Here is a 26,750-nt window from a genome sequence, read left to right on the forward strand (position 1 = left end):
TAATAAATACTAAATACTAATGGTTAACAGTCTTTGTTAGGTGGTTTGACTAAAAATAGTTTCGTTTTTTTCTAATTCATAGCCTAAAAGTCGGTTGTGGTAGTAGAGCAACAAGGTCATATCTTGGCTGGTAATATTGCCTTGTGTGGTGGTAGTTAACGGACGGTTATTGTGGTAAACCCCAACATTTAAAATGCCATGTTTTACAATGCGTTCAATATCTCCGTGCAGGGTGTCGGCCATTTGAATTTTACCATCGCTTTGCATACCTTGTAAAACGGTGCGTAGGCGCGAGCATGTTTCAATAAATTGTTGATAATCAATTTCGCGATCTTCCTCCGGAAGTCGAACTAAGCCGTAAGTATCTAACCAATGATATTTGCGTGTTAATATTTGATAGGCGGTAAAAGCCACTAAATGGCTCGATAAAACTGTATTATATTTGTAAAATTGGGCTAAAATATGCTCGCCCAACATGCGGGTATATTCTTCATCTCGTTGGCGGTCGTTTACTAATTGGTCGTTGGTCATAAAATAGCGTTCAATGGCGATGGGGTTTCCTTGCCGGTCTAAACTGGTGCCATTAGCATCAACAATATTTCCAAGTACGTCCATTGGCTGGCCAAAAGATATTATCATTTCTGATTTGGCGGCAAAATATCTATTCATTGATTTAAGGGCTTGGTACCAACTCGGAAAAACGTTTTTATCCATAAAATATTTTTCGCGTCCACTACCTTTTAAATGCTGGTCTATTAACGAAACAGCCTCTAAAACGGCATGGTAGTTAATTATAAGCGGAACAATAAATATTTTATCGCCGTATTTGCGCGGGTTTCCTGTTATATTTGGTGGCGGGCTAGTATAATTCAGGCGTTGTGCTTCTAAAGCGGTGCCTAATAAACCCAGCTTAAGTTGTTTTTCTATTTGTCCCGACCGCGAGCGCGTACCTCCGGGAAAAAACAAACTATGGCAGCCTTCGCGCAGGGTCATCCGGCTATAGGTTTTAAGCGTCTCAAGATACAGCAGGTTTCTTTTTCGCCTGTCAACTTTATAAGCTCCCAAGCGGCTCATAAAAAAGGCAAAAGGTTTGCTGTTGAACAAATTTAGTCCGGCACCATACAAAAATGCCGGAAGCCCCAAGACATGTATCACCCAACCAATAAGCGGCGAGTCTAAATTGCTAAAATGGGTAGGTGTAAGCACTACCGTACCTTTTGTGCTTAACTCTCGCACAAGTTCAATATTACCTGTAAACTCAATGCGGTCGCGCAGGTGTAGGCGAGGGCTACCAATTTTCCATATTGAGGCTTTATTTAAAAATTGTGAGAACAAAAAAGGCAAAATCCAAGTACTAAATTTATAGGCACGTGGGCTAAAATGACCTGCAATTTCGTGGCTATAACGGCTTATTATTTCTTCAAAAGCTTCGTCGTCAAGTTCGGTTTCGGGTTCTCCGGGCTTTAGCTGCGATATTTTTATCAATTTCCGGGTAATATTATTCCAAAAAGATTTTTCGTCAGAGGGGTCAACGCGCCAAGGGTCTTCTTTAATTCTTATGCGCTCTAAGTAAAGGGCTTTGGCCAACACTTTTTTTAACTCATCCGGATGCTTTAAACCCGTTAAAATTTGTGCTTTACTTTGCTCAATATGGGCATCAATAAAAGATTGCCGGTTTTGGCTTAGTTTGCTAATTGGCCAATCGGTTAAGTTCGGTATAATTTTATCGTAAATACCTAATCTATTCTGCTCGTGCGATAACGACATACCTAAATTGTGATTAATTTAGGGGGCGAAAGTAACTAATATTTAGTAGTCGTGCCAATTTTAAATGGTTTTTTATTGGGCAAAAAGCAATAATTAAAAAAATGACGCTATAAATACGGCAAATGTTGTACTTTTAGACCTTGTTTAAATTTTTTTTATACGCTGAAACGATTTTAACTCAATGAAACGTGTTTTGTTAGTTACTATTTTAGTAGCCGTTTGCACCTTTTTATCCGGATGGTTTTTAGCTTGGTGGTGGTTTGCTCCCTTTGTGGGCATTATTGGCTTTTGGTCAAAATTATCAATTTCTAAAGTATCGGCTGCTTCATTTTCGGGTATTTTTTTGGTGTGGTTTGGCCTAAGTATGCTTTTTGACTCTATGAATGCCAGTCTTTTAAGCCAAAAAGTAGCACAAATTTTACAAATACCAAACCGTATGTGGCTTATTACAACGGCAAGCACTTTGGTTGCCACAGTTGGCAGCATGGCGGCTGTTACGGGGGCCTTGTTGCGTAAAATCATAAATGTATAGGACACCCAATTAGTATGATTGTCTATATTATGATTTACGCTTTTTATGTAAGGTGCTAACTCCTTTGCTTCGCAGCAAATATCCGGGACGAATAAATCTTAAGCGCAAAAATATTGGTCATAGTTGTTTTCGCGCTGTTAGGTCGCTTCAGTTTTAGCCGAAATATTGCGAGTATTTAAAGCGCTTTTTTCTGAATAAATCATTAAATAGAAAGGCTCAAACGAATGAATAGTGACCTCGTTCAGCAATTTATTTGAAATTTGCCTTACCTCATCCATTTATTTCTAAGCCTAAAAAAATACCACCCCAATTTTCCGGATTTTTTAAATTTTATCCAAAAAGTGGGGTGGTGATTTCGAGAATTTACTAAAATTTATGCCAAGATAAATGGCTGCCTAAATTAGCAGTTACAGTTTAATTCTTAGTAATAGAAACTGGGGTACATTTAACAGGCGGGCAATTAGAGCAGGGCTCTTGTATTACCGTTGTGGTTATGCTACAATTAGCACTGTTGTCATCGGTAACCGTGATGGTAATTAAACTGCCATTTGCCGAGCCTGCGCTTAATTGGAAAGCCGTTGCACTGCCGTAAGTTCCGGATGTTGGACTAATAGTAAAACCTCCACTTGCCGAAACAGTATAGGTTGCAGCTAAACCACTACCCGTAGGATTTAAGCTAAAGGTGATATAATCGTCGGTGGCATCGCTGTTTGTACTTGCATCGTTACAGGTTTCGCCTGTTTTGCCAGCATCGAAAAGTGTGCAATCTGGCTCGTTAACGGTGGTGCTGCACTCGGCAGTACAACCCTTGGCATCGGTTACGGTTACGGTATAAGTGCCAGCGGTTAAGCCACTAATGCTCGAAGTTGTTGCGCCTGTGTTCCACAAATAGGTGTAGGGTGGTGTACCGCCGCTGGCTGTTACGCTGGCTGTGCCATCGCTGCCACCGTTGGTGGTTGCATCGGTGCTGGTGCAGGTTACATTCATAACAGGGGGTTCGGTAACGGTGTAGCTGGCTGTTGCCGTACAATTAACGGCATCGGTAATGGTAACCGTATAAGTACCAGCCGATAAACCGCTAATAGTTTGGGTGGTTGCGCCGTTGCTCCATAAATAAGTTACCGCACCGTTATTGCCTGTAGGTGTGGCTGTTGCGGTACCATCGCTGCCGTCATGGCAAGACACAGGAGTACCATCAGCAGTAGCACTAAGGTTACAACCTGGTTCGTTAACGGTGGTGCTGCACTCGGCAGTACAACCCTTGGCATCGGTAACGGTTACGGTATAAGTGCCGGCGGTTAAGCCGCTAATGCTCGAAGTTGTTGCGCCGGTGTTCCACAAATAGGTGTAGGGTGGTGTGCCGCCGCTGGCTGTTACGCTGGCTGTGCCATCGCTGCCGCCGTTGGTGGTTACATCGGTGCTGCTGCAAGTTACATCCATTACAGGGGGTTCGGTAACGGTGTAGCTGGCTATTGCCGTACAATTAACAGCATCTGTTATCGTTACGGTATAAGTGCCAGCCGATAAACCGCTAATGCTTTGGGTGGTTGCGCCGTTGCTCCATAAATAAGTTACCGCACCGTTATTGCCTGTAGGTGTGGCTGTTGCGGTACCATCGCTGCCATCATTGCAAGATACAGGTGTACCATCAGCACTTGCACTAAGGTTACAACCTGGCTCGTTAACGGTGGTGCTGCACTCGGCAGTACAACCCCAAGCATCGGTAACGGTTAGGCTGTATGTACCCGCTACTAAGCCGCTAATGCTCGAAGTTGTTGCGCCGGTGTTCCACAAATAGGTGTAGGGTGGTGTGCCGCCGCTGGCTGTTACGCTGGCTGTGCCATCGCTGCCGCCGTTGGTGGTTACATCGGTGCTGCTGCAAGTTACATCCATTACAGGGGTTCGGTAACGGTGTAGCTGGCTATTGCCGTACAATTAACAGCATCTGTTATCGTTACGGTATAAGTGCCAGCCGATAAACCGCTAATAGTTTGGGTGGTTGCGCCGTTGCTCCATAAATAAGTTACCGCACCGTTATTGCCTGTAGGTGTAGCTGTTGCGGTGCCATCGCTGCCGTCATTGCAAGATACAGGTGTACCATCAGCAGTAGCACTAAGGTTACAACCTGGTTCGTTAACGGTGGTGCTGCACTCGGCAGTACAACCGCCAGCATCGGTAACGGTTACGCTGTATGTACCCGCTACTAAGCCGCTAATGCTCAAGTTGTTGCGCCGGTGTTCCACAAATAGGTGTAGGGTGGTGTGCCGCCGCTGGCTGTTACGCTGGCTGTGCCATCGCTGCCGCCGTTAGTGGTTACATCGGTGCTGCTGCAAGTTACATCCATTACAGGGGTTCGGTAACGGTGTAGCTGGCTATTGCCGTACAATTAACAGCATCTGTTATCGTTACGGTATAAGTGCCAGCCGATAAACCGCTAATAGTTTGGGTGGTTGCGCCGTTGCTCCATAAATAAGTTACCGCACCGTTATTGCCTGTAGGTGTAGCTGTTGCGGTGCCATCGCTGCCGTCATTGCAAGATACAGGTGTACCATCAGCACTTGCACTAAGGTTACAACCTGGCTCGTTAACGGTGGTGCTGCACTCGGCAGTACAACCCTTGGCATCGGTAACGGTTACGCTGTATGTACCCGCTACTAAGCCGCTAATGCTCGAAGTTGTTGCGCCGGTGTTCCACAAATAGGTGTAGGGTGGTGTGCCGCCGCTGGCTGTTACGCTGGCTGTGCCATCGCTGCCGCCGTTGGTGGTTACATCGGTGCTGCTGCAAGTTACATCCATTACAGGGGGGTTCGGTAACGGTGTAGCTGGCTATTGCCGTACAATTAACAGCATCTGTTATCGTTACGGTATAAGTGCCAGCCGATAAACCGCTAATAGTTTGGGTGGTTGCGCCGTTGCTCCATAAATAAGTTACCGCACCGTTATTGCCTGTAGGTGTGGCTGTTGCGGTACCATCGCTGCCATCATTGCAAGATACAGGTGTACCATCAGCACTTGCACTAAGGTTACAACCTGGCTCGTTAACGGTGGTGCTGCACTCGGCAGTACAACCCTGGCATCGGTAACGGTTACGCTGTATGTACCCGCTACTAAGCCGCTAATGCTCGAAGTTGTTGCGCCGGTGTTCCACAAATAGGTGTAGGGTGGTGTGCCGCCGCTGGCTGTTACGCTGGCTGTGCCATCGCTGCCACCGTTGGTGGTTACATCGGTGCTGCTGCAAGTTACATCCATTACAGGGGGTTCAGTAACGGTGTAGCTAGCGGTTGCCGTACAAGTTGGTGTTTCGGTAATAGTAACGGTATAAGTGCCAGCCGATAAACCACTAATAGTTTGGGTGGTTGCGCCGTTGCTCCATAAATAGCTCACAGGGTCGCTATTGCCCGTAGGTGTGGCTGTTGCGGTGCCATTATTGCCGCCATGGCAAGAGACAGGTGTGCCATCGGCGCTCGCAACTAGATTACAAGGTTTGGGCCAAAATCCAAAGTCAAACGTATGGTTATTAGCGCCCTCGGCTGGAAGATCGGAGGTTAACACAGCTGCATCGGCATTATCACCTACTAACAACCCGTCACTGTCGCGCACATTGGGTTGCCCCGGGCCACCTATATTGGCCAGCGTTAAGATGTTTATACCAAGTACTGCTTGTTTGCTTCCACCTTGTACATTAGGAATACGAACTGTATAGGCAGTGTTGGGCTGTAATGCTGTGATACCATAGATTGCCGATGCTGTGTTAGAGCCAGCAGCATTCGAGAAATAATAATTTCCGTTGTTGTCGGTGGTAGCCGTAGCTATTACTGTTGTGTTTTGTAATAGTTGCACGGTGACGCCTGCAATTGGGGATTCACCCGCATCTTGTATGCCGTCGCCGTCAGTATCTTCCCAAACACGATTGCCTATTTCGGTAGGCTGTGCTTGTTCCAATACTTCAATATCGCCTAAGCCGTTCGCCTTAGAGAGATAGCCATCATCATCGCCGTATAAGTACACTCCTTCGCTTGTAGCTCCGTTGGTCGTAGAAAAATGGGCAGTACCTCCGGAAAATGGGGCTGTTGGGTCCATTAGGGTAAATATACCGTTTGTAGTCCCAGGTACAATTGCTGCCGCACCTTGGCTGGTTTCGTGGTGATAGTCGTCTGGTGCAAGATCCTTATGAAAGAACTCTCCTCCGCCTGGGCCTTCGTTGTTTGACTGACCGGTGTAAGTCTTACTATTCGAATTGTAGCTACCGTTTGACTCTAAGGTAAAAACACCTGTTGTTTGATTATAGCCTGCAACAAGCACTTCGCCCCCAACATCATATTGGCTAACTTTGTTAGTAACGCTATTGTCAAGGTAAGTATAATTTTTGTATCCATGTTGGTGTCCTCCTCTGTCCATAAAATCTAATACCATATCACCTCTCTCTGTAAATTCTATATTACTGAAAATTGGGCTAGACCAAAAAAATTCACCTGAATCATTGGCCTGGATTATATCATCGGAGTCGTTTGTCCATGGCTTCCATCTGTTATTTGTTGGCGTATCCTTAGGCTGTACGATATACCCTCTTAAATAATTTAGAGGAAAACTAATAATTGGAGTGCTATTAAAGGTGGGTGTAGCCGTTGGCGTATTGACTTCAAACACATAAGCATACAAGTCTGTAGTGCCATTTACATTATTAACACCACCATTTTCTCCTGTACTTACTGCGCCAACATAGACTTTGTTTCTATAAAATCCAACCCCAAAAGGACGCAATACACCATTAGTAACAGTAACTGCAGGTAGAGCGTATTCTGTAACCGCCACTACACTTGTTGGAGTATAGGCATCGTCCAACTCTAAGCGCATTAGTTTGCGGCTATATAAATTGATGACAAAAAGGAATTTTCCATCATCGCTAATTTCCAAATCGCCCAAGCCTACTTTGCCTACTTGGTCAAAAGCAGCGGGGTCATAGCTGTCTGCATTCATATTGGCTGGTAATAAACGATCGGCTGAATTACTGCCGACAACACCCAATCCCTCCTTATCGCCTGAAACAGGGTCAATTGGGCCATTAAATGTAACAACTTTACCTCCGGTAACAGTGTACGAAGAACCTGCACCATAAGCAATTGCCGAGGCATCGGCTCTGGTTCTATAGCCATTGGCATCCAAGTCATAAAAGTTAGTTGTGGTATAAGAAGAACCATTATCTGTAAGCATATAGATACCTCCTGTGCCTAAAGGACCCAATCCGGAGTGCCGTTTAATAAAAGCAGCAGTAAATATTTTTTGAGCTTGCCTGCTATAAGCTAAACCCCATGTTGCTCCTATTGAAGACAGTTCTTCGGTGTTTTGTCCGGACGGCGGGCTATTAGACGTTGAATGATTGTATGGGTACGACCAAAGTCCTACAGCATTACCAGCATCTCCGCCGCCAAGTGGATTACCTGACACATGTTGTGGGACGTACACTTTTGGATTACTATTGGGTGTGTATTGCCCGCGGTAATTTATCCCAAAATTGGCTGTTGTTGTTGCAGCAGCATAAAACTGAACACTAGTTTTAGATCCGCTCCCATTTGGTGCGGCATAGTCTTCCTCTAAAAATGGGATGAATTCTATCCGAAGCGGTAACGTTAGCCCGGTAAATGAGTAGGCACCGTCTTGGTCAGTTGTTGTGCTTCCTACTTCTGCCCCCGATGCGTCATAGGCCTTTACGGTAACTCCTTCTATAAATATCTCGTTATACGAAGCACCATTGTCTTTTATCCCATTGGCATTAAAATCGCGGAACACTGTACCGCTCACCTGTGCATACATGTAATTTGACAATAAAGTCATAACTATAAGCATCAATAGGTGTTTTAAATGAGGATGGCGGAAACGCATCCTAAAATAAGTGTTCATAAAGTTTATATTAATCATAAAAATAAAATTTGCAAAACAAAAACTTTTTTACCTGTAGGGCAATTTTCATGCCAAATTGGGATTTTAATCCGTTTTAAAAAAAGCATGATTACACGAGGATTTGTTCAGTTTGAATAGGAAAGAATTTGCTGTGTATATATTGTATTAGACATGTGAAGTATAAACAAATTATGCTAAGCAATTAATTTAAAAACCTTGCTTTACTAACAGTAGTGTTTTTTGCTTTTATTTGTAGAAGTTGTTTAAGCATTAAAAGGAGTGGCCGCTTTAAGCAACTTCGATACTAAAAAACTATTGAGATAAAACAAGCTGCAAAAATGTAAAACAGATATATTGACGACTTAGGTTCGCAATTACTTTAATAGTACATAGTTTCAAATTAGTTCAAGAAACTAATTTTTAAACAACTTCGTAATAAATTATGTAATTTTGCCCATAGAATTAGAAGTGATTATTGAACTTAAGTTTTACTCAATTTATTTGAAAAAAATTTATGCAATTTGGCTTTGTAAACAAACGAACGGTTATTGGCGTTTTAAAATATATGATTGTAGTTGACCGGAAATTAATTGGCTATTTTACACCCGCAATAATACTATGTTTGCATGTACTATTGATTACAAGTTCTGTTAGTATTAAGGCATTCAATTTTAATAACAGAATAGATTCACTGGTCAACACAAGATTAGCTGCAGACATAGAATTTACATGGGTGCATGATACTATTACTTATGCCGACACGCTAAAATATCCGGATGCAAATTATGAGGCTATTTTTATCCGGAAGGCATTGCGCAGTACTTGCACCAACAGCAAGGATCATTCTTTGTTTGTTAATTACCTCATTTTAAGTGAGCAAACAAAATATATTCCAATTCTAACAGCCGCAACAGCAAACAACAAAGTTGACCTATACAATTTAAACCCGCTAAGTCCAACAAGTATAACGCCCGCTATTGTTGATAAAGATATACCAGCTATTTCAAACCCTGCTGCTGAGCAGAAAAATTATGCTTATGATTTAGCAAATAATATAAGTTTGACGAGCTCTTTTTTACCCAACGCAGGTTCAACAACAAATAACGATTCTATTGCCATCATTGAACGTGAAATTGAAGACAAATCGGATTCGAGTGATTTTTTGCCGGATTTTCCGGTTAATTGGGAACAATACTTGCCCGATGTGCAAATTATTGATAGAAAATTGTTTTACAAAAATAAATTTGTCTCAAAATACAATACTAAATTACCTTGGTGGGAGCAAATTCCGGAGCTTAAAGAGATGGCTAAAAAGCATCAGTCTGCAACAACTACGGTTGATAATAATGGCGTATATTTAAATGGCCCATTAGTGCCGCTTTATCGCAAATACCAAGGAGAAAATACAGGCGAAGGAAACATAGTTGAAAAACAGTCGTTAAGTGCCGACGAAGCCTATCAAATTACAATTGAAGAAGTATATGAAAACCGGAAACGCTTTGAAAATGCTTATAAAAAGGCAGTTGATAAGCCCCAACAACAAGAACAGATTTTAAAAGAGGCTTGGGGCTATTTAGAGAATGTAATTGCCGAAGAAATTGTCCATTTTTGGTATGGTGTGCCATTTGATAAAGAAGGATTGACAACCTCGCCGCGAAGCGGTTCAATAGCTTGCAGTTATTTTGTGGCAACTATGTTTATGGAGGCTGGTTTAAAAGTTAATAGAATAAAATTAGCACAAAAAAGTGCACTCGAAATTGCTCAGGCAATATGTAGCCCACAATACCTCACCCATTTTACTACCCCCTCTGAAGTTGAAACATTTGTTGCCAAGCGAGGAAAAGGGCTGTATGTAATAGGGTTTAGTTACCATGTAGGTTTTTTATATAATGACGGGCGGGGGCAATATTTAATACATGCCTCGCCACTGCCGCCGGGTACCGTTTACCGCTTAGACATGAAAGGCGCTAGGTCGTTTGACTACTCCGAATTTTACGACGTTGGCAAATTGTCTGACTACACAACTTTGGTCGAATGTTGGGTAACCGGTAAGCAATTGCCTTTTTAAAATATTATTAGCTTTTATTTATTTTATTATGTTGCACAGTTGACCTATCGTGCTTTATAAATATTAATACCAATATTAGTCTAATGGTTTTTTTTCGATTGCCCCGAACCCGGAAATTTAATTATCAAAACCGCTATAATAAACAGACGCAGCATTACACAACTAATTATACCGATACCGAACGATTAAGATATCGTTTAAAATTTAGACCCTCCCGTAGCAATCCAACAGCACAAAAAAAGGAGACTAACTTAGTAAAACCATGGTTAATTTTAACCTTATTGTTATGTTTTATTTCGGGTGATTTATGGCTTAGTATTTATATTATAATAAGTAGTCTTTTATTGTTATTAGCGAACATGTTTTTATATAAAAATACTAAATAATTTTTTTTGTAAATTACTTATTACTAAAATAATACAGTTAGAATATTGTATTTAAGTAAAAAACGGTATAATTATTGTGGTATTAAATTATAGCACTTACAAATTTGATTTATCAATTAAGTTTTTGCATTAAAATAAAAAAAATGTTTAAATTATAGAACATCCTATTAAACATTTACATACCTTTACACTTTAACTATTGCACTAATTTTTGCCTATTTAAATGCAGATTAGTTTGTTCGATCAAATTTTTCTCTTCTTTTAATACTTGTCTTATATGGCTTCGTTAAACAAAAAGCACTTAGATAGTGCCTCCGAAGCGCTAAGAGCAATAGCGCACCCATTACGTTTATCTATTTTGCGATTTATCGACGAAAAAAAGGTAATCAACGTAAACAAAATTTACAACTCTCTAAAACTAGAACAATCTATCACCTCGCAGCATTTACGTATTATGCGCAGCGCTAATTTGGTAGAAGCTAAGCGAGAAGGAAAATTTATACACTATTCAGTTAATTATGACCGAATAAAAGAACTAAACGATACTATTTTAGAGTTTAATTCGAAGTTTGCCGTAATGTTTACTGAAAGTGAAGAAAAAATGCTCGGAAAATAAGCATTTTTGACTTTGGCTTTTAATTAATTCAGCCAATATCCTAAAGGAACTGACGTAGTAATAAGTTTCCTTTTATTTGGGTTTTTTTAACCCCAAAGGTGGAATATTTTTTTTCTTTGAATAGAAATAATTTATTTTTACTCCGGAGAAACATTTTAACAAACGAACAAACAAATTAATCCGGATATAATTTATTTCAAGGCACATCAACCCTCAACAATAGCATCTCGTTTTACTTAAATTAAACTAAAATTTGCTATTTGTTGAACCAAAACAACTCAATCAAGGCAAAAGCCGAAAAAACAATACTGGCAACACCATTGGTAGTAAAAAAAGCAATATTTACCTTGCTTAAATCGTTAGGTTTTACTAAAGTATGCTGGTAAAACAACAAACCCAAAAACACAGCCGCCCCCACCCAATACCACAGTATAAATTTGGCGTACCATCCGGCGGTTAGAATAAAAATAGCACAAAATAAGTGTAATCCGCCCGATAACAGTAATGCTTTGCGTTTGCCAATTGCTGCCGGAAAAGAATATAACCGCATCGCCTTATCAAATTGCTCGTCTTGCAGCGCATAAATAATATCGAAGCCGCTTACCCACAATAAAACGGCAAAACTATACAACACAGGTAGCACCTCAAAACGTTCAGATACAGCTATAAATGCCCCAATAGGCGCCAAAGCCAAACCTAAGCCCAAAACCAAGTGGCAAAGGGCGGTAAAACGCTTTGTGTAACTGTAACCAAGTACAACCAATAAAGCAATCGGCGATAAGTAGAAACACAAGCGATTGATAAAAAAAGTACAAATAACAAATAACAAGCAATTAAGAATAACAAAAAACAGGGCTGCATTTGCACTAATAATTCCGGATGGAATTTCGCGAATAATTGTGCGGGGGTTTTTTGCATCAATATGGCGGTCGGCGTAACGGTTAAACGCCATTGCAGCACTGCGCGCAAAAACCATACAACCTAAAACCAAGGCTAATTTTAAAGGCTCAAAAGCATAACCATAATATTTAATTGCCGTAAAAAAGCCCAAAATAGCAAAGGGCAAAGCAAAAATAGTATGGCTGAATTTAACTAACGATAAGTAATTTTTTATCATTTAACAATCCGTATTTTGCCCCAAAGATAGGGGTAATTCACAAAATAATTTATCCGGATAAAAAGCACGGTACCCCCAAATACGAAATAGCTTTAACTTTGTACCTGCTTGCCTAAAATATACTTTTTTGCCACTCATCCTGTCATCAACCATGAAATCAGTACCAAATACTATTTTAAGACTTCAACTGCCTACCGACCCACGTTGGGTAAACTTAGCCGAAAAAAGCATCGAAGATATTTTAACCGACCACGCCTATTGCGAACAAAAAGCGGCATCGTCTTGTATTTCATTAATTCAGCAATACCCCGACCACACAGCATTGGTAAAAGCTTTGGCCCCCATTGTTACCGAAGAGTGGGGACATTTTAGAATGGTGTTAAAAGAACTCGAAAAACGCAACCTTAAATTAGGCCGGCAGCGCAAAGACGAATATGTAAACGAACTGCTTAAATTTATTAGGAAAGGCGTACCGCGCGATGAACAAATGTTGGATAAATTGCTGATGTGCGGCTTAATTGAAGCGCGTAGCTGCGAACGGTTTAAACTGCTTTGGCAAGGCATTAATGATGCCGATTTGCAAACGTTTTACTACCAATTGATGGTAGCCGAGGCCGCACATTATACCCTGTTCTTAGACCTTGCCCGCACCTACCTGCCACCCGAGCGCGTGCGCGAACGTTGGCTTGAATGGTTGGCGCACGAAAAACAAATTCTTTTACAACTAACACCCCGCGGCGACAGAATGCATTAACGCTTTTTAATTGATGCCCTTTCTGGTTTCTTGTTTTTTGAAGTAAAATTTACCCAAATTAAACGCTTATTACAACTTACAGTCAATTTACTATATCCATAATATTGAATTTTAATTTCTCAAGAAAAATACAAGTATTAATATATGAAACACTTATTTCGGTTTTTTAGTTTTGCGCTGCTTTTTACCTGCTTACAATTTTTAATGCAAGTTAGGGCGGCAAATGGAATTGGCTACCAACCTAATATGACGGCCACCGAGTCGTATGGCGGGGGCTGTAAATTGGGCGAGCCTGCTTTTCAAACAGGCGAATATCTAAAATATAAAGTTTATTATAACTGGACAGCCGTTTGGATGACTGCCGGAAATGTAACCTTTAAAGTTAATGATGCCGAACTTGGCGGCCAAAACGTGTTTCACATGGTTTGTAAAGGCAAAACGGCATCTGCGTTTAATTGGTTTTTTCATGTAAACGACCGCTACGAAAGCTATATAGACCCCTACAATATTAGACCCCTTAAATTTATACGCGATATTAAAGAGGGCGATTATACGCTTAAAAATCAATTAACTTTTTACCACGACAACCAACAAGTTTTAATTGACCACCAAATACGCAAAGGGGTAGTTCAAGCTAAAAACAAATGGATGAGCATACCAAATTGTACCCAAGACCTACTTTCGGCCTTGTATTATATGCGCACCGCCGACCAAAACTCGTTAGGCCCCGGAGAAGAAATTCAGGTTGATTTAATTTTAGATAATCAAATATACCCCATAGCCCTGACCTATATTGGCAAAAGTAAAATAAAAACGGATGTAGGTACTTTCAGATGCGTAAAATATACACCCACTTTAATTAAAGGCGATGTTTTTGACGATACAGAAAGCATGACTATATATGTAACTGATGACGAGAACCGCCTCCCTGTTTATATAGAGTCGCCCCTAAAAGTTGGTTGGGGCAAAGCATACTTAACCGATTTTAGCGGACTTAAATACCCGCTGACTTCAAAAATAAAATAAAAAATTTGTTAGCCTAAAACGGAAAGATAGTGGTTGCCAACGCGGTAGCCACTTTTTTTTATTCCGGATAGATGGGTTTTAGTGCAAAAATCCGGAAAAATACCCTAAATTAGCGGCTAAATCAGCTCTAACAATATAAACTCGCTTTTGACAATGCGCACTAAAAGCATCTCGCTTTGCGGTTTAGCCCTACTGTTTGCCTTTTTAATAACAGGCATTTCCTCGTGCCATGAACACGAACTCGTTGTAATTGAGAATAATAACCCACCGTTTTACGATGAAACGCCCACCCTTTTAATTCATAACTACATCAACAAACTATTTATTGATTTATTAGGGCGAGAGGCTACAGATGAAGAACTGGCAGCCGAAACTGAAACATTGCGAGCAGCAAAATTAAATGCAGCCGTTCGCATAAGCCTTATCCGGAAATTACAAACAGATACTAGCTTTCGGGTAGGAGATAGCTCGTATAAACGCACCTATCATAAATGGCTTTATGCCCTCATGAAATCGAGGTTAATTGAAGGCGCCAGCGATGACGAAATTAACGAGCGCATTGGCCCATTAGAATTTTCCTTATATATAATGAAATTAGAGGGCGACTCAACATCTGCCGAATATATGGCTGTAAAAAAAGAAATTACAAAATTAAAAGATGTCTTAAAAATTGATAACCAGTATTACAATGGGCAAATTACCATAACCGAAGCCATGCGCAGGCTGGCCTTTAATGCTATTTTTGACGAAATAAACATGAATACATTTAACTATATTAGGGCAACCTTTGATAATTTGTTTTATCGTTTTCCAACTGACGAAGAGTTCAACGCTGCTTTTCCAATGATTGAAGCCAACCAAACCTCTACACTTTGGGGTAAAGTTGCCAACTCAAAAGAAGGGTATATTAATATTATTGCAGCCTCGCCCGAAATCTCAGAAGGGCTCATTACTTGGGCTTACGAAACCCTTTTAGCCCGAAAACCCAACTCGTCAGAGACTTACCAGCTACTACCCGATTTTTTAATCCAACCCGATTTTCAAAAAGTACAGCAAGCTATTATGATGACCGATGAATACGCTCATTTTGATTAGTAATAAAATTGTCTTTGCTTTCTTTGTTCGTTAATAATTAATTTCACATATAAATAAATATAATAAATTATAAATGCCACACTATATTAGTCGAGGGCAAGTGCCACCAAAACGACATATTCAGTTTAGGAAACCCAACGGTGCACTATATGCCGAAGAGCTTTTCTCGACCGAAGGATTTAGCGATGTTTATTCGCTGATTTACCATTGCCACCCACCCACCGTAATAAGGCAAATAGCCGACCCTTACTCGGCAGCACCAAAAATTGCACACCATAAACAATTATTACACCGCAGTTTAAAAGGCTTTGAAATTGCCCCCCAAGCTGATTATTTAAAAAGCCGTACACCCGTTTTAGTAAATAACGACTGCCATTTAAGTTTAGCTGCACCTACGCAGGGCACTTCCGGATATTTTTTTAAAAATGCCGATGCAGACGAAATCTTATTTGTTCATGAAGGAAGCGGAAAATTATTATCGCTGTACGGTGAAATTGAATTTGAATATGGCGACTACTTGGTAATTCCGCGCGGTTGTATCTATCAAATTGAGTTTAGCGGCACCCAAAACCGACTCTTTATTGTCGAATCGTTTAGCCCAGTTCGTTACCCTAAACGGTATTGCAACGAGTTTGGCCAACTTTTAGAACATAGCCCATTTTGCGAGCGCGATATTAAAACACCGCAAAACTTGGTTACCTTTGACCAAAAAGGCGATTTTGAACTGTTTATTAAAAAAGAGGGCATGATGTACCCTTATTTATATGCCTTCCACCCGTTTGATGCAATAGGCTGGGATGGTTGCCATTACCCTTATGGCTTTTCTATTCATAATTTTGAGCCAATAACAGGGCGCGTACACCAACCACCGCCCGTTCATCAAAATTTTGAATCGCGTGGGTTTGTGGTATGCTCGTTTTGCCCCCGTTTATACGATTATCACCCACTGGCAATTCCAGCACCTTACCACCATAGTAATATTGACAGCGACGAAGTATTGTACTACGTTGATGGCGATTTTATGAGTCGCAAAAACGTTGAACGCGGGCAAATAACACTCCATCCGGGCGGCATTCCGCATGGGCCACACCCTACAACAGTCGAAAAAAGTATTGGTGTTAAAGAAACACACGAGTTGGCTGTAATGGTCGATACTTTTAAACCCCTGCAAATTACTGAAGCCGCCCTGGCTATTGAAGACGCCACCTATTATCAATCTTGGTTAGATTATGCAGGATAAATGTTTGAAGCCAGCAGCACTATAATTAACAATTCGGCTCATCCGGATGTTTATTTATCCGGAATCGTTTTTTTCATCCGGATAAAACAAGCTAATTATAAGGCATCTTCTGTTTAATTATAAAATTTTTTCAATCGCAATACCGCAATTTACAACTATTAATTCAATTTTTTGTTCACAACGTATAAAAAATATAAACAATGAAACCATACTATAAACACCACCTCGATAACCAACAAGCTACCGCGGTAGCCATGCCAAACTCCGAAGATTTTTTGCCCTTAAACGGCACCGATTACGTTGAAATGTATGTGGGCAATGCCAAACAAGCTGCCTATTACTACCAAACTGCCTGGGGCTACGAGCTAATTGCCTACGCCGGGCTTGAAACAGGCCTTAAAGATCGCTGCTCGTATGTGTTAAAACAAGGCAAAATAAGATTAGTACTAACAGCAGCACTAACCCCCGACTCGCCAGTAGCCGAACATGTGCGCCGCCATGGCGATGGCGTAAAAGTAATAGCGCTATGGGTAAACGATGCCGAATACTCGTTTAACGAAACAGTTAAACGCGGCGCTATGCCCGCTTTTGAGCCTACTACCTTAACCGATGAATTTGGCTCGATAACTTATTCGGGTATCCATACCTACGGCGAAACCCTTCACATTTTTGTGGACAGAGCCAACTATAACGGTGCTTTTATGCCCGGATTTAAACCCGCACAAAGTTTAATAGCAGCTTCCCCCGTTGGCCTTCAATATGTTGACCACTGTGTAGGGAATGTAGAACTTGGCCACATGAACGAGTGGGTGCAGTTTTACGAAGAGGTAATGGGCTTTAAATTGCTAATTACCTTCGATGATAATGATATTTCGACAGAATACACGGCACTGATGAGCAAAGTTGTTAGTAATGGAAATGGTTATATAAAATTTCCAATAAATGAACCCGCCAAAGGTCGTAAAAAATCGCAAATTGATGAGTATTTAGATTTTTACAGGAGTGCAGGCGTACAACATATTGCCGTTGCAACTAACGATATTATACATACTGTAACCGAATTGCGCAAAAGAGGCGTTGACTTTTTATACGTCCCCGACAATTATTACGACGATTTAATGGAACGGATTGGAGTGATTGAAGAAGATATTGCCGACTTGCGCAAAAATAATATTTTGGTTGACCGCGATGACGAAGGCTATTTATTGCAATTATTTACTAAACCCGTGCAAGACAGACCAACAGTGTTTTTTGAAATCATTCAGCGAAAAGGAGCAAAATCGTTTGGAAAAGGTAATTTTAAAGCCTTGTTCGAGGCCATAGAGCATGAGCAATCACTTAGAGGAACATTGGATTAATATTTGCCCAACAATTTTCGTTTGTATTTGAAGCCATAGTTTTAATTTCCGGATTTTTATAGCTATTCCGGATATTTTATATGGTTTTGCCTATTAAGCAGTTTCTTTCTATTTGCTTATCTAAAAAGTACAATTTTACCACCCACATTAACTTTTCGTGTCTATTTTATTATTTGATTGTTTCGTATGCGTATAATTTTGTTGCTTATTTTTTGGCTAACAAGCATTTTTTATGACTTATGTGCACAAACAATGCCCGAAGCCGATATTTACCTGACCGAGATTGACCGCGACAAAAAAGGCCGCTGGATGGTAAAATCGCCTGTAAATATTACCAACCGCAAAGGCTACGAAAATCAACCCTATTTTATGCCTGATGGCTCGTTGATGTATAGCGGCCAAAAAGGTAAATACACCGATATTTATCGCTACTCGGTAAAAGATAATACCCACGAAAACTTAACAAATACACCCACAACAGCCGAGTATTCGCCTAAGTTAATGCCAAACAACGACTATTTTACCGTTGTGCGTGTTGAAGAAGATACTATAACTCAACATTTGGTAAAATTACCATTAAATAATAAAACTGAACCCCCACAAGTTCTTTTACCAAAAGTTGTAGTGATAGGCTATTACGAGTGGCTAACCAACCAAGCTGTTGCCTTGTTCTTAGTAACCAACCCAGTATCATTACATACTTACAATTTTAACGACACACTAACCAATTTGATAACAGGTCAAATTGGCCGTTGCTTACAGCGCATACCGCAACAAAATGCGCTTAGTTTTGTACATAAAACACCCAATGGATGGTTTTTAAAACGTTTAAACTTAGACAATTGGGACATTGAAACCATAATTCCAATGTTAGAAGGGAGTGAGGATTTTTGCTGGCGCACTCCCGATGAAATTCTAACCGGAAAAGATGGAAAATTATATTTACACAATACCACCGAGGCCGAAAAACAACGCGATAAAAACTTGTTAAAATGGGAGTTAATTGCCGATTTTACGCAAGTAGGTATAACTAATTTTAGCCGAATAGCTACCTCGCCTGATGGAAAACGTTTGGCGGTTACAGTCGTAAAATAGTTGCCGTTTTAACCTTACAAGGCGATTAATTTCTTAATCAACAATTTCTACTTGCTTAAGATTAAGCAAATTGAAAGCATTGATGCCTAGACCTTGTACTTTGGTTTGGGTAAAACGCAATACTTCGTCGTAAAACAAGGGAATTACGGGCGCATCTTTTAAAATTTCGTTTTCCATTGCGGCGTACAAAGCATAGCGTTGCTGGTCGTTGTTTTCAAGCAATGCCTGTTGGTATAGGTCGTCAAATTTTGCATTTTTATATTGTGTGTAGTTGGGCGGGGGTGGGTTTTCTCCGTAAAATACTGATAGAAAACTCTCCCCATCGGGGTAGTCGGCTATCCACGAGCCACGAAAAAATGATGACTCACCTTTTGCCATTTTGGTACGCAATAAGGCAGGCGGATGCAGTTCGGTTTTAACGGTTATACCAATATTAGCCCATTGTTTTTGAAGGGCGGTTGCCAGTTCAGCCGAGTTTTGCGAAATGTCGAGGGTAAGAGGCGGCAAATTTTTACCATCGGCGTAACCTGCTTCGGCCAATAACTGCCGGGCTTTGCTGGGGTTAAAAATATAACCAACTACGGCTTTGTCATTATACGATGGAAGTCCGGGGGTGGCAAATCCGCTATGCGCGGGCGTGCCTATATTGTTGCGCAAGGTTTCAATAATTGTTTTGCGGTCTATTGCGTAGGCTAAAGCCTGCCTTATTTTAGTATTGCCCAAAATAGCAGGTTTAGGCGAGGCGGTATTAAACCCTAAATATTCGGAGTTTAGGTAGGGCGAGCGCAAAAGTTGAATTTTTGAAGTTAATTCCGTTTTCAATTCTCCCGATGCGTTTAATAACTCGTCTTTCCATGCCACATCTAATCCGGATAAAAAATGAAAATGTCCTTCTATAAATTTAAGATACTCGCTGCGTTTGTTGTTGTCAAATTCAATCCGAACACCATCAATATAGGGCAAATTGTTTCCTTGTATATCGCGTTCAAAATAATCCGGATTTTTGCGCAAAATAACTGCCTCGTTTTCTACCCATTTGCCAAATAAAAAAGGCCCTGTTCCTACGGGGTGCGCCCTAAATTCAGTGCCATAATGTGTGGCGGCAATTTTCGACACAACCGAGCAATATTGCATAGCTAATTGGCTAAGCATGGGTCTAAAGGGTTTGCTTAGCTGCAAAACAAAAGTGCTGTCGTTTGGTGCAACAAAAGGGTTTTGCGCCGCTATTCGGTTGTTAAAAATCCAACGCCCTGGCGAGGCTATTTTTTCGTCGTTTAAGCGCTCGAAACTATAAACAATATCGTGAGCAGTCATTTTCCGGAGCTTAGGGTCGTTAAAACAAGCATCCGGATGAAACAAAACATCAGTGCGTAGCTGGAAGGTATAGGTTAATCCATCGGGACTAATTTGCCAGGTTTTTGCCAAACAAGGTTGCAAATTTAAAGCATCGTCAAACTGAACCAAGCCGTTATAAATTTGGTTAATAGGCCATATATTGGCCTGGTCTTTGGCAAAAGCCGGGTCGAGCGAGGTTATGCCCGCCGACTGGTTGTAGCGAAACACTTTGCCCCCCTCACTTGCTTTTTGTTGGCACGAAACACTTAAAAAAATCAGTATAACAACAAAGCTCAATCTTCTAAAAAAACCGCTGGGCTTAACGCGCAAAAAAGAGTATAAATTTTTCATGGTATCAAAGCGCAAAATTATCGCGAAATTAATGTGTATTTGTTGAGTAATTAAAAATAAACTATTTTTTAATGGCAATTACCGGAAAAACTGGCATTACGCCCCCAAAGATTTTGTTCCACATATTATTTATAAATGTTGGGCGATATAAAAATTGATGTGGGTGCCCCTTCAAATCAAGGGGTAATTGCCTGTGAAAATAATAATCAGCCATTTCCGGATACCCCAGATTAGTGTAATAAGTTTTAGAGCGTTGGCGAGCCGCCTCTACTTGGTCTGAAGGGTAAAAAGGCGTATCGGTAATAAAAATGCGGGCATCGCTTTTATTGGTAAGCAGTTGCCGCAAATGAAGGCAAACCGCCTCAAAATTTGAAAAATATTGGGCTACGCTATTTAAAAAAATGAAATCGAAGGAATTGGGTTGCCAATGATTTGAGTCAAAAATATCGGTCGAGTCCCAAAAAATTGAACTATGCTTAAATACGCGCTTTGCCTGCTCTAATTCAGTTTGATTTATTTCGAGGCCGTAAGTTTGGGCATCCGGATAGCGGTTTGCCAACCAATTTGTAAACCATCCATTCCCGCAACCAATATCTAATAGTTTGGAGGTAAGGGGTAAACTATTAGAGGGCGGAAGGCATTTTTCTAAAATTTTTAATGTTGCCTTTCGTGTTTTCCATTCGTTAGCTAATTTATGGTTAGGGGGTAGGTTTGGAAGTTGGGCAACCAAATCATCGGTAAAAATGCGCCCTTCGGCTCTTCGGGCAGCTATATATATGGATTCAAAGTTTAATGAACGGTCGTTTTGAGCCATAATTTAAGAGAAATAGAGCGTAAGCAATTGCTGTATAGGCCGCAAAGTTAGTTTATTGGTCAAGGAAAAAAAATTCCGGATAAAGGATTAGGCTTTACCTGACAAAAAATGTGTAACTTTGCACGCATCAAACTAAAATTACAACGATATATATTATGGCCGAAACTCCGTTGGTAATGCCTAAAATGGGCGAAAGTATTATGGAAGCCACCATACTAAAATGGCTGAAAAAAGAAGGCGAAATGGTTGCCGAAGAAGAAGCCGTTTTAGAAATAGCTACCGACAAGGTGGACTCTGAAGTTCCTTGCCCTGTGGCGGGTACAATTGCCAAAATTTTATATCCCGAAGGGGCAGTAGTAAAAGTTGGCGAGCCTATTGCCTATATTTCATCGGGCAGCGCGGGCGCAACAACAACGGAAAATACTTCCTCCAGAAGTGGCCAATCGAATAACCAGGTCGCCGCTGCACAACAACCTGTAGTACCAGCTCAACAGTTGCCAATTAATAGTAATAACAATGAGGGGGCGGAACAACAAGCAAACAGGTTTTATTCGCCTTTGGTGCGCAATATAGCCAAACAAGAAAATATAACCATAGCCGAACTCAATAATTTATCCGGAACCGGCAAAGATAACAGGGTAACAAAAAAAGATATTTTATCCTATATCGAAAACCGCAGTACTGCGCCCGTACAACAACAAAGCGCAACCACTACAACCACACCGGCAGTTAGCGCAAAATCAACAGCCCCCAATCTAACACCACCCAAGGTTGATATTAGTGGCAATGTTGAAATACAGGAAATGGACAGAATGCGCCGCCTTATTGCCGACCACATGGTAATGTCTAAACATGTAGCGCCACACGTAACCTCGTTTGTAGAGGTAGATGTTACAAATTTGGTAAATTGGCGCAATGCCGTAAAATCGAAATTTGAAAAGCGCGAAGGAGAAAAAATTACCTTTACACCTGTATTTATTGAGGCATGTGTAAAAGCCATTAAAGACTATCCGCTCATTAACTCTTCTGTTGATGGCTATAATATTGTTGTGCGCAAAGACATAAATATAGGAGTGGCTGCAGCGTTACCAACCGGCAATTTAATTGTTCCGGTAATTAAGGCAGCCGACCGTATGAATTTATTAGGTCTGACAAAAAACTTAAATGATTTGGCCAACCGCGCCCGAAAAAACCAATTAAAACCCGAAGAAATCCAAGGCGGAACCTTTACGCTTACAAACGTAGGTGGCTTTGGCAGTTTGATGGGAACGCCCATTATTAACCAACCACAAGTAGCTATTTTGGCGACGGGCAGCATCCGGAAAAAGCCCGCCGTTTTAGAAACTGAACACGGAGACGTAATTGCAATCAGGCACATGATGATGATGTCTTTATCTTACGACCACCGTATTGTTGACGGCGCTTTAGGTAGTTCGTTTTTAAGCAAGGTCGCCTGGTATTTAGAAAATTTTGATGCCAAGCGCGAAATCTAATCTAAACTAACTATGAACGATATAGTTAGGCGCGCAATTACAGCATTTTTTTTCTTAATTGTTATGCTGTCGGGGCTTTTTTATAGCCAAACCAGTCTAATTTTGTTAATGATGGTGGTTAATTTTTTAGCCATTTGGGAATACCAAAGTTTAGTTGACCAATACCCGTACAACAAACACAAACTTCCCTTAGAAGAAAAGATAATTTTATCGCTGTTAAGCAGTATAATATATATTGTTTTAACTGGCACGGCATTATCTATGATTGACTGGCATCATATCGCCTGGATTTTGCCAATTATATTTGGACTTTTTGTTAAAGAACTATACGCGCAGGCCATTAGTCCGTTTGTTAAATTATCGTTAAACCTTACCGGAATTATCTATATTACGCTGCCTTGTGCACTGGTAAATGTTATTGCCTATTTTGACGGCCATTTTGAACCAACACGTATTTTAGGAATTATGTTGTTAGTTTGGTCAAATGATACCGCCGCTTATTTAAGTGGGCGTGCTTTTGGACGGCATAAATTGTTTGAGCGGATTTCGCCTAAAAAAACTTGGGAGGGTACCATTGGTGGCGGCTTGTTTACCTTATTTGTCGGATGGCTGTTAAGCATTTTGTTTCCGGTTTTTTCACTTACAACCTGGTTAGGCATAGCTGCCTTAGCTGTTCTTTGTGGCACTTGGGGCGACCTCATTGAATCCTTGCTTAAACGAAGTTTAGGGGTTAAAGATTCGGGTAGTTTATTGCCCGGACATGGCGGTGTGCTTGACCGTTTTGATGCACTTTTATTTGTCTTGCCCTTTGTTTTTGCGTTTTTATATTTGTGGGGCGTTTAGTTACGCAAAAAAATGGCTATCTTTGCGGCTCAAATTAATTAGTTAATTAGTACTTTAAAACCTTTGTTGCCTGCGCTGTAGGGGTTTGCCTGGTTTACAAATTAACTAATTTTTTTTATTTTATTGTATTGTATAATTATGCGTATTAAAATTGCTCGGATACACAAGGAGGGATATAAAATCATAGCGGTTTCGGCTCTGTTATTGGCTGTCCTTAACATCCTTTTATTTTATTTTTTAGGTGTCAATGGTTTAGGTTTTATAGTTTTTGCTGTATCTAGTGTGTTGTTGTTTTTGGGTGTTGTATCGTTTTTCAGGTATTACAATTTAATTATTGACTTTTTTGACGACGGCAAAATTTTAGCTCCCGCTGATGGTAAAATTGTAGTAATTGAAGAAGTAGATGAGCCAGAATATTTTAAAGACCGCCGGATACAAGTTTCTATTTTTATGTCGCCGGCTAATGTACATATAAATCGCACGCCTATCAGTGGTGTTGTCAAATACACACGCTACCATCCGGGCAATTATTTAGTAGCATGGCATCCTAAATCATCTATTTTAAATGAGCGATATACCAGCGTCATTGAAAACGGAAACTCATCTATTTTAATTCGTCAAATAGCTGGCAAATTGGCGCGTAAAATTTCAAATTATTTGAGCGTAGGTATGGAAGTGTCGCAAGGCGATGAGTTGGGTTTTATAAAATTTGGGTCGCGTGTGGATATATTTTTGCCTATCAACGCTAAGATTAACGTGCAATTAAAGCAAAAAGTACGGTCGGGCAAAACTGTTATTGCCGAGTTGCATAAGTAAGCGGTAATTAATCCGGAGATGATTATTTGGCTGCAAACCAAAGCCAAGCAATAATCAATCAAATATTTTCGGTAGCCATTGACACTTCTTCTATGTTGTCGGTTGGCAGTGCTTCCTCTGTGTGTAGGTTTTCTATGATAAATAATTGCCTGTCGGGGGTATTGCGCCCCATATAATACTCTAAAACACGCGGTACTGAGGTATCTCCGGTTAAAATAACGGGGTCGAGCCTAATATCTGAGCCAATGAATTTGCCAAATTCGTCGGGGCTAATTTCGCCCAAGCCTTTAAATCGGGTAATTTCTGGTTTTCCTTTTAGTTTTTTGATAGCAGCGCGTTTTTCTTTTTCGTCATAACAATAAAAAGTTTGCTGTTTGTCGCGCACCCTAAATAATGGCGTTTCCAAAATATAAAGATGGCCGTTGCGCACAACATCCGGAAAGAATTGTAAAAAGAACGTTAATAGCAACAAACGAATGTGCATGCCGTCAACATCTGCATCGGTAGCAACAACAATTTTATTGTACCGCAGCCCTTCAATACCATCTTCAATGTCTAAGGCATGTTGCAGCAAATTAAACTCCTCGTTTTCATAGACAATTTTTTTAGTTAAACCGTAACAGTTTAAAGGTTTTCCGCGCAAACTAAATACGGCCTGTGTTTCAACATTTCGCGATTTGGTGAGCGAGCCACTTGCCGAGTCGCCTTCGGTAATAAACAAGGTACTATCAAAGCGGCGCTGCTCTTTGGCGTCGTTGGTTAAATGAAATCGACAGTCGCGCAGTTTTCGGTTATGAACGGCGGCGGTTTTGGCGCGTTTTTTGGCTAATTTTTTAACATCGGCTAATTCTTTGCGTTCGCGCTCACTTTTTAATATGCGCTTTTGAAGTGCTTCGGCAGTTTCTTTGTGTTTATGTAAAAAATTGTCTAAATTGGCTTTTAAAAAGTCGCTAACAAAACCGCGTACCGACTGCCCTCCGTTGGGGTCAATATTTAGCGAACCTAATTTAGTTTTAGTTTGCGACTCAAAAACTGGCTCTTGAACCCGAATGCTAATGGCTGCAATGATAGAGCTTCGAATGTCGGCAGTATCAAAATTTTTACCATAAAACTCTCGGATAGTTTTTACATAACCTTCTTTAAATGCTGCCAAATGTGTACCACCAAGCGGCGTGTATTGGCCATTTACAAACGAGTAGTATTCTTCGCCATAAGCGTTTCCGTGGGTGATGGCCACTTCAAAATCATCGTTTTTAAGATGAATAATGGGGTAGCAAAGCTCATCCGCATCCGTTTTTCTCGACAACAAATCTAATAAACCATGTTGTGAGTAAAATTTTTGGTTGTTAAAATAAAGATTTAATCCGGCATTAAGATAGGCATAATTCCAAATCTGGCTCTCTATAAATTCCGGAATAAAATGAAAGTTCCGGAAAATATGCTCATCCGGTTCAAAAATTATTTTTGTTCCATTTGGTTCACTCGAAGGCTTAACCGGATGGTCGTTTACTAACTCACCTTGTTTAAATTCGGCTAATTTAACTTGCCCATCTCTAACCGATTGTACGCTAAACGAGGCCGAAAGTGCATTTACTGCCTTGGTGCCTACACCATTTAATCCAACCGATTTTTGAAACGATTTAGAGTCGTATTTAGCGCCGGTGTTAATTTTTGATACACACTCAATAACTTTGCCCAACGGAATACCGCGCCCGTAATCGCGCACAATCAGGCGTTTACTGTCTAATTTAATTTCAATTTTTTTGCCATACCCCATAACATATTCATCGATGCAATTATCTATTACCTCTTTGAGTAAAATATAAATGCCATCGTCTTGTGCCGAACCGTCGCCCAATTTGCCAATATACATGCCAGGGCGCAAGCGTATATGCTCGCGCCAGTCGAGCGAGCGTACACTATCCTCGTTGTAAGTTATTAGGGGTGTTTCGGGTGGAGCGGGTTTATTAGTTTCGTGTGCCATTATTGTTTTAACTGCAAATTTACTATATTTTTTGATTGGAACACAAAATTACTAAAAAAAACAGATTTTACAATTAAAAAAGCTATTTTTATTAGTAAAAAGGCAAGTTTTTCCGGATTTTATTTTAATTGCACTAAAGTTTTATCAATTCGCCCAAAACAC

The 26,750-nt window shown here is 40.5% G+C and carries 22 protein-coding genes; 12 read left to right on the forward strand and 10 right to left on the reverse strand.

Going from position 1 to position 26,750, the window contains the following annotated elements:
- Nucleotides 1-36 precede the first annotated feature (36 nt).
- Nucleotides 37-1,767, reverse strand: a complete 1,731-nt coding sequence (locus IPI59_10095) for a 1-acyl-sn-glycerol-3-phosphate acyltransferase (protein ID MBK7527882.1) — start codon at nt 1,765-1,767, stop codon at nt 37-39.
- 181 nt (nt 1,768-1,948) lie between these two features.
- On the opposite strand from IPI59_10095, the gene IPI59_10100 reads away from it, so the two are divergent.
- Complete coding sequence (locus tag IPI59_10100) at nt 1,949-2,299, forward strand: hypothetical protein (protein MBK7527883.1); 351 nt, start codon at nt 1,949-1,951, stop codon at nt 2,297-2,299.
- Nucleotides 2,300-2,713: 414 nt separating this feature from the next.
- On the opposite strand, the gene IPI59_10105 is transcribed toward IPI59_10100, so the two are convergent.
- The 5 genes from IPI59_10105 to IPI59_10125 form a co-directional block, all read right to left on the reverse strand.
- A complete protein-coding gene (locus IPI59_10105) occupies nt 2,714-4,192 on the reverse strand; it encodes a SprB repeat-containing protein (GenBank protein ID MBK7527884.1) in 1,479 nt (492 codons plus the stop codon).
- Nucleotides 4,192-4,542: a SprB repeat-containing protein gene (locus IPI59_10110; protein MBK7527885.1), complete on the reverse strand. Its 351-nt coding sequence runs from the start codon at nt 4,540-4,542 to the stop codon at nt 4,192-4,194. The genes IPI59_10105 and IPI59_10110 overlap by 1 nt, the downstream gene beginning before the upstream one ends.
- Nucleotides 4,518-4,643: a SprB repeat-containing protein gene (locus IPI59_10115; protein ID MBK7527886.1), complete on the reverse strand. Its 126-nt coding sequence runs from the start codon at nt 4,641-4,643 to the stop codon at nt 4,518-4,520. Before IPI59_10115 ends, IPI59_10110 begins: the two co-directional genes overlap by 25 nt.
- The gene (locus IPI59_10120) at nt 4,643-5,095 is read right to left on the reverse strand and encodes a SprB repeat-containing protein (protein MBK7527887.1); all 453 of its coding nucleotides are present in this window, start codon (nt 5,093-5,095) and stop codon (nt 4,643-4,645) included. Before IPI59_10120 ends, IPI59_10115 begins: the two co-directional genes overlap by 1 nt.
- Nucleotides 5,096-5,227: 132 nt before the next feature.
- Nucleotides 5,228-8,131, reverse strand: a complete 2,904-nt coding sequence (locus tag IPI59_10125; GenBank protein ID MBK7527888.1) for a hypothetical protein — start codon at nt 8,129-8,131, stop codon at nt 5,228-5,230.
- 580 nt (nt 8,132-8,711) lie between these two features.
- On the opposite strand from IPI59_10125, the gene IPI59_10130 reads away from it, so the two are divergent.
- Nucleotides 8,712-10,265 carry a hypothetical protein gene (locus IPI59_10130; protein MBK7527889.1) on the forward strand — a complete coding sequence of 518 codons (1,554 nt, stop codon included), beginning with the start codon at nt 8,712-8,714 and terminating at the stop codon, nt 10,263-10,265.
- Between the two features lie 663 nt (nt 10,266-10,928).
- Nucleotides 10,929-11,267 carry a helix-turn-helix transcriptional regulator gene (locus IPI59_10135; protein MBK7527890.1) on the forward strand — a complete coding sequence of 113 codons (339 nt, stop codon included), beginning with the start codon at nt 10,929-10,931 and terminating at the stop codon, nt 11,265-11,267.
- Nucleotides 11,268-11,523: 256 nt separating this feature from the next.
- Here IPI59_10135 and IPI59_10140 read toward each other — a convergent pair whose 3' ends face one another.
- Nucleotides 11,524-12,384: a UbiA family prenyltransferase gene (locus IPI59_10140; GenBank protein ID MBK7527891.1), complete on the reverse strand. Its 861-nt coding sequence runs from the start codon at nt 12,382-12,384 to the stop codon at nt 11,524-11,526.
- A 151-nt stretch (nt 12,385-12,535) separates the two neighbouring features.
- On the opposite strand from IPI59_10140, the gene IPI59_10145 reads away from it, so the two are divergent.
- The 6 genes from IPI59_10145 to IPI59_10170 all read left to right on the forward strand — a co-directional run bounded on the left by IPI59_10145 (nt 12,536) and on the right by IPI59_10170 (nt 18,952).
- On the forward strand, nt 12,536-13,138 hold the full coding sequence (locus tag IPI59_10145; GenBank protein ID MBK7527892.1) for a tRNA-(ms[2]io[6]A)-hydroxylase: 603 nt from the start codon (nt 12,536-12,538) through the stop codon (nt 13,136-13,138).
- 144 nt (nt 13,139-13,282) lie between these two features.
- A complete protein-coding gene (locus tag IPI59_10150) occupies nt 13,283-14,164 on the forward strand; it encodes a DUF3108 domain-containing protein (protein MBK7527893.1) in 882 nt (293 codons plus the stop codon).
- 153 nt (nt 14,165-14,317) lie between these two features.
- Nucleotides 14,318-15,259: a hypothetical protein gene (locus IPI59_10155; protein ID MBK7527894.1), complete on the forward strand. Its 942-nt coding sequence runs from the start codon at nt 14,318-14,320 to the stop codon at nt 15,257-15,259.
- A 73-nt stretch (nt 15,260-15,332) separates the two neighbouring features.
- A complete protein-coding gene (locus IPI59_10160) occupies nt 15,333-16,499 on the forward strand; it encodes a homogentisate 1,2-dioxygenase (protein MBK7527895.1) in 1,167 nt (388 codons plus the stop codon).
- Nucleotides 16,500-16,753: 254 nt separating this feature from the next.
- Nucleotides 16,754-17,857 carry a 4-hydroxyphenylpyruvate dioxygenase gene (gene hppD / locus IPI59_10165; GenBank protein ID MBK7527896.1) on the forward strand — a complete coding sequence of 368 codons (1,104 nt, stop codon included), beginning with the start codon at nt 16,754-16,756 and terminating at the stop codon, nt 17,855-17,857.
- Nucleotides 17,858-18,043: 186 nt separating this feature from the next.
- Complete coding sequence (locus IPI59_10170; GenBank protein ID MBK7527897.1) at nt 18,044-18,952, forward strand: PD40 domain-containing protein; 909 nt, start codon at nt 18,044-18,046, stop codon at nt 18,950-18,952.
- Nucleotides 18,953-18,985: 33 nt separating this feature from the next.
- Here IPI59_10170 and IPI59_10175 read toward each other — a convergent pair whose 3' ends face one another.
- Together IPI59_10175 and IPI59_10180 are read right to left on the reverse strand one after the other, a co-directional pair.
- On the reverse strand, nt 18,986-20,638 hold the full coding sequence (locus IPI59_10175; GenBank protein MBK7527898.1) for an ABC transporter substrate-binding protein: 1,653 nt from the start codon (nt 20,636-20,638) through the stop codon (nt 18,986-18,988).
- Between the two features lie 61 nt (nt 20,639-20,699).
- Nucleotides 20,700-21,452, reverse strand: a complete 753-nt coding sequence (locus IPI59_10180) for a class I SAM-dependent methyltransferase (protein MBK7527899.1) — start codon at nt 21,450-21,452, stop codon at nt 20,700-20,702.
- Nucleotides 21,453-21,607: 155 nt separating this feature from the next.
- Here IPI59_10180 and IPI59_10185 point away from each other — a divergent pair, with 155 nt between their 5' ends.
- From IPI59_10185 to IPI59_10195, 3 genes are all read left to right on the forward strand, one after another.
- Entirely contained in the window at nt 21,608-22,945 is a 1,338-nt protein-coding gene (locus tag IPI59_10185; protein MBK7527900.1) for a 2-oxo acid dehydrogenase subunit E2, read from the forward strand.
- A 12-nt stretch (nt 22,946-22,957) separates the two neighbouring features.
- The gene (locus tag IPI59_10190; protein MBK7527901.1) at nt 22,958-23,788 is read left to right on the forward strand and encodes a phosphatidate cytidylyltransferase; all 831 of its coding nucleotides are present in this window, start codon (nt 22,958-22,960) and stop codon (nt 23,786-23,788) included.
- A gap of 138 nt (nt 23,789-23,926) precedes the next feature.
- On the forward strand, nt 23,927-24,604 hold the full coding sequence (locus IPI59_10195) for a phosphatidylserine decarboxylase family protein (protein MBK7527902.1): 678 nt from the start codon (nt 23,927-23,929) through the stop codon (nt 24,602-24,604).
- Between the two features lie 58 nt (nt 24,605-24,662).
- On the opposite strand, the gene IPI59_10200 is transcribed toward IPI59_10195, so the two are convergent.
- A complete protein-coding gene (locus IPI59_10200) occupies nt 24,663-26,588 on the reverse strand; it encodes a type IIA DNA topoisomerase subunit B (GenBank protein ID MBK7527903.1) in 1,926 nt (641 codons plus the stop codon).
- Nucleotides 26,589-26,750 lie beyond the last annotated feature (162 nt).

This window comes from Sphingobacteriales bacterium, from assembly GCA_016706405.1.
In the GTDB taxonomy this organism is placed as follows: domain Bacteria; phylum Bacteroidota; class Bacteroidia; order Chitinophagales; family UBA2359; genus BJ6.

Bases quoted from the DNA above. Each gene is read 5' to 3' on its own strand.
- IPI59_10095 (MBK7527882.1), bottom strand. From the start codon at position 1,767: ATGTCGTTATCGCACGAGCAGAATAGATTAGGTATTTACGATAAAATT.
- IPI59_10100 (MBK7527883.1), top strand. From the start codon at position 1,949: ATGAAACGTGTTTTGTTAGTTACTATTTTAGTAGCCGTTTGCACCTTT.
- IPI59_10105 (MBK7527884.1), bottom strand. From the start codon at position 4,192: ATGGATGTAACTTGCAGCAGCACCGATGTAACCACCAACGGCGGCAGC.
- IPI59_10115 (MBK7527886.1), bottom strand. From the start codon at position 4,643: ATGGATGTAACTTGCAGCAGCACCGATGTAACCACTAACGGCGGCAGC.
- IPI59_10120 (MBK7527887.1), bottom strand. From the start codon at position 5,095: ATGGATGTAACTTGCAGCAGCACCGATGTAACCACCAACGGCGGCAGC.
- IPI59_10125 (MBK7527888.1), bottom strand. From the start codon at position 8,131: ATGACTTTATTGTCAAATTACATGTATGCACAGGTGAGCGGTACAGTG.
- IPI59_10130 (MBK7527889.1), top strand. From the start codon at position 8,712: ATGCAATTTGGCTTTGTAAACAAACGAACGGTTATTGGCGTTTTAAAA.
- IPI59_10135 (MBK7527890.1), top strand. From the start codon at position 10,929: ATGGCTTCGTTAAACAAAAAGCACTTAGATAGTGCCTCCGAAGCGCTA.
- IPI59_10140 (MBK7527891.1), bottom strand. From the start codon at position 12,384: ATGATAAAAAATTACTTATCGTTAGTTAAATTCAGCCATACTATTTTT.
- IPI59_10145 (MBK7527892.1), top strand. From the start codon at position 12,536: ATGAAATCAGTACCAAATACTATTTTAAGACTTCAACTGCCTACCGAC.
- IPI59_10150 (MBK7527893.1), top strand. From the start codon at position 13,283: ATGAAACACTTATTTCGGTTTTTTAGTTTTGCGCTGCTTTTTACCTGC.
- IPI59_10155 (MBK7527894.1), top strand. From the start codon at position 14,318: ATGCGCACTAAAAGCATCTCGCTTTGCGGTTTAGCCCTACTGTTTGCC.
- IPI59_10160 (MBK7527895.1), top strand. From the start codon at position 15,333: ATGCCACACTATATTAGTCGAGGGCAAGTGCCACCAAAACGACATATT.
- hppD (MBK7527896.1), top strand. From the start codon at position 16,754: ATGCCAAACTCCGAAGATTTTTTGCCCTTAAACGGCACCGATTACGTT.
- IPI59_10170 (MBK7527897.1), top strand. From the start codon at position 18,044: ATGCGTATAATTTTGTTGCTTATTTTTTGGCTAACAAGCATTTTTTAT.
- IPI59_10175 (MBK7527898.1), bottom strand. From the start codon at position 20,638: ATGAAAAATTTATACTCTTTTTTGCGCGTTAAGCCCAGCGGTTTTTTT.
- IPI59_10180 (MBK7527899.1), bottom strand. From the start codon at position 21,452: ATGGCTCAAAACGACCGTTCATTAAACTTTGAATCCATATATATAGCT.
- IPI59_10185 (MBK7527900.1), top strand. From the start codon at position 21,608: ATGGCCGAAACTCCGTTGGTAATGCCTAAAATGGGCGAAAGTATTATG.
- IPI59_10190 (MBK7527901.1), top strand. From the start codon at position 22,958: ATGAACGATATAGTTAGGCGCGCAATTACAGCATTTTTTTTCTTAATT.
- IPI59_10195 (MBK7527902.1), top strand. From the start codon at position 23,927: ATGCGTATTAAAATTGCTCGGATACACAAGGAGGGATATAAAATCATA.
- IPI59_10200 (MBK7527903.1), bottom strand. From the start codon at position 26,588: ATGGCACACGAAACTAATAAACCCGCTCCACCCGAAACACCCCTAATA.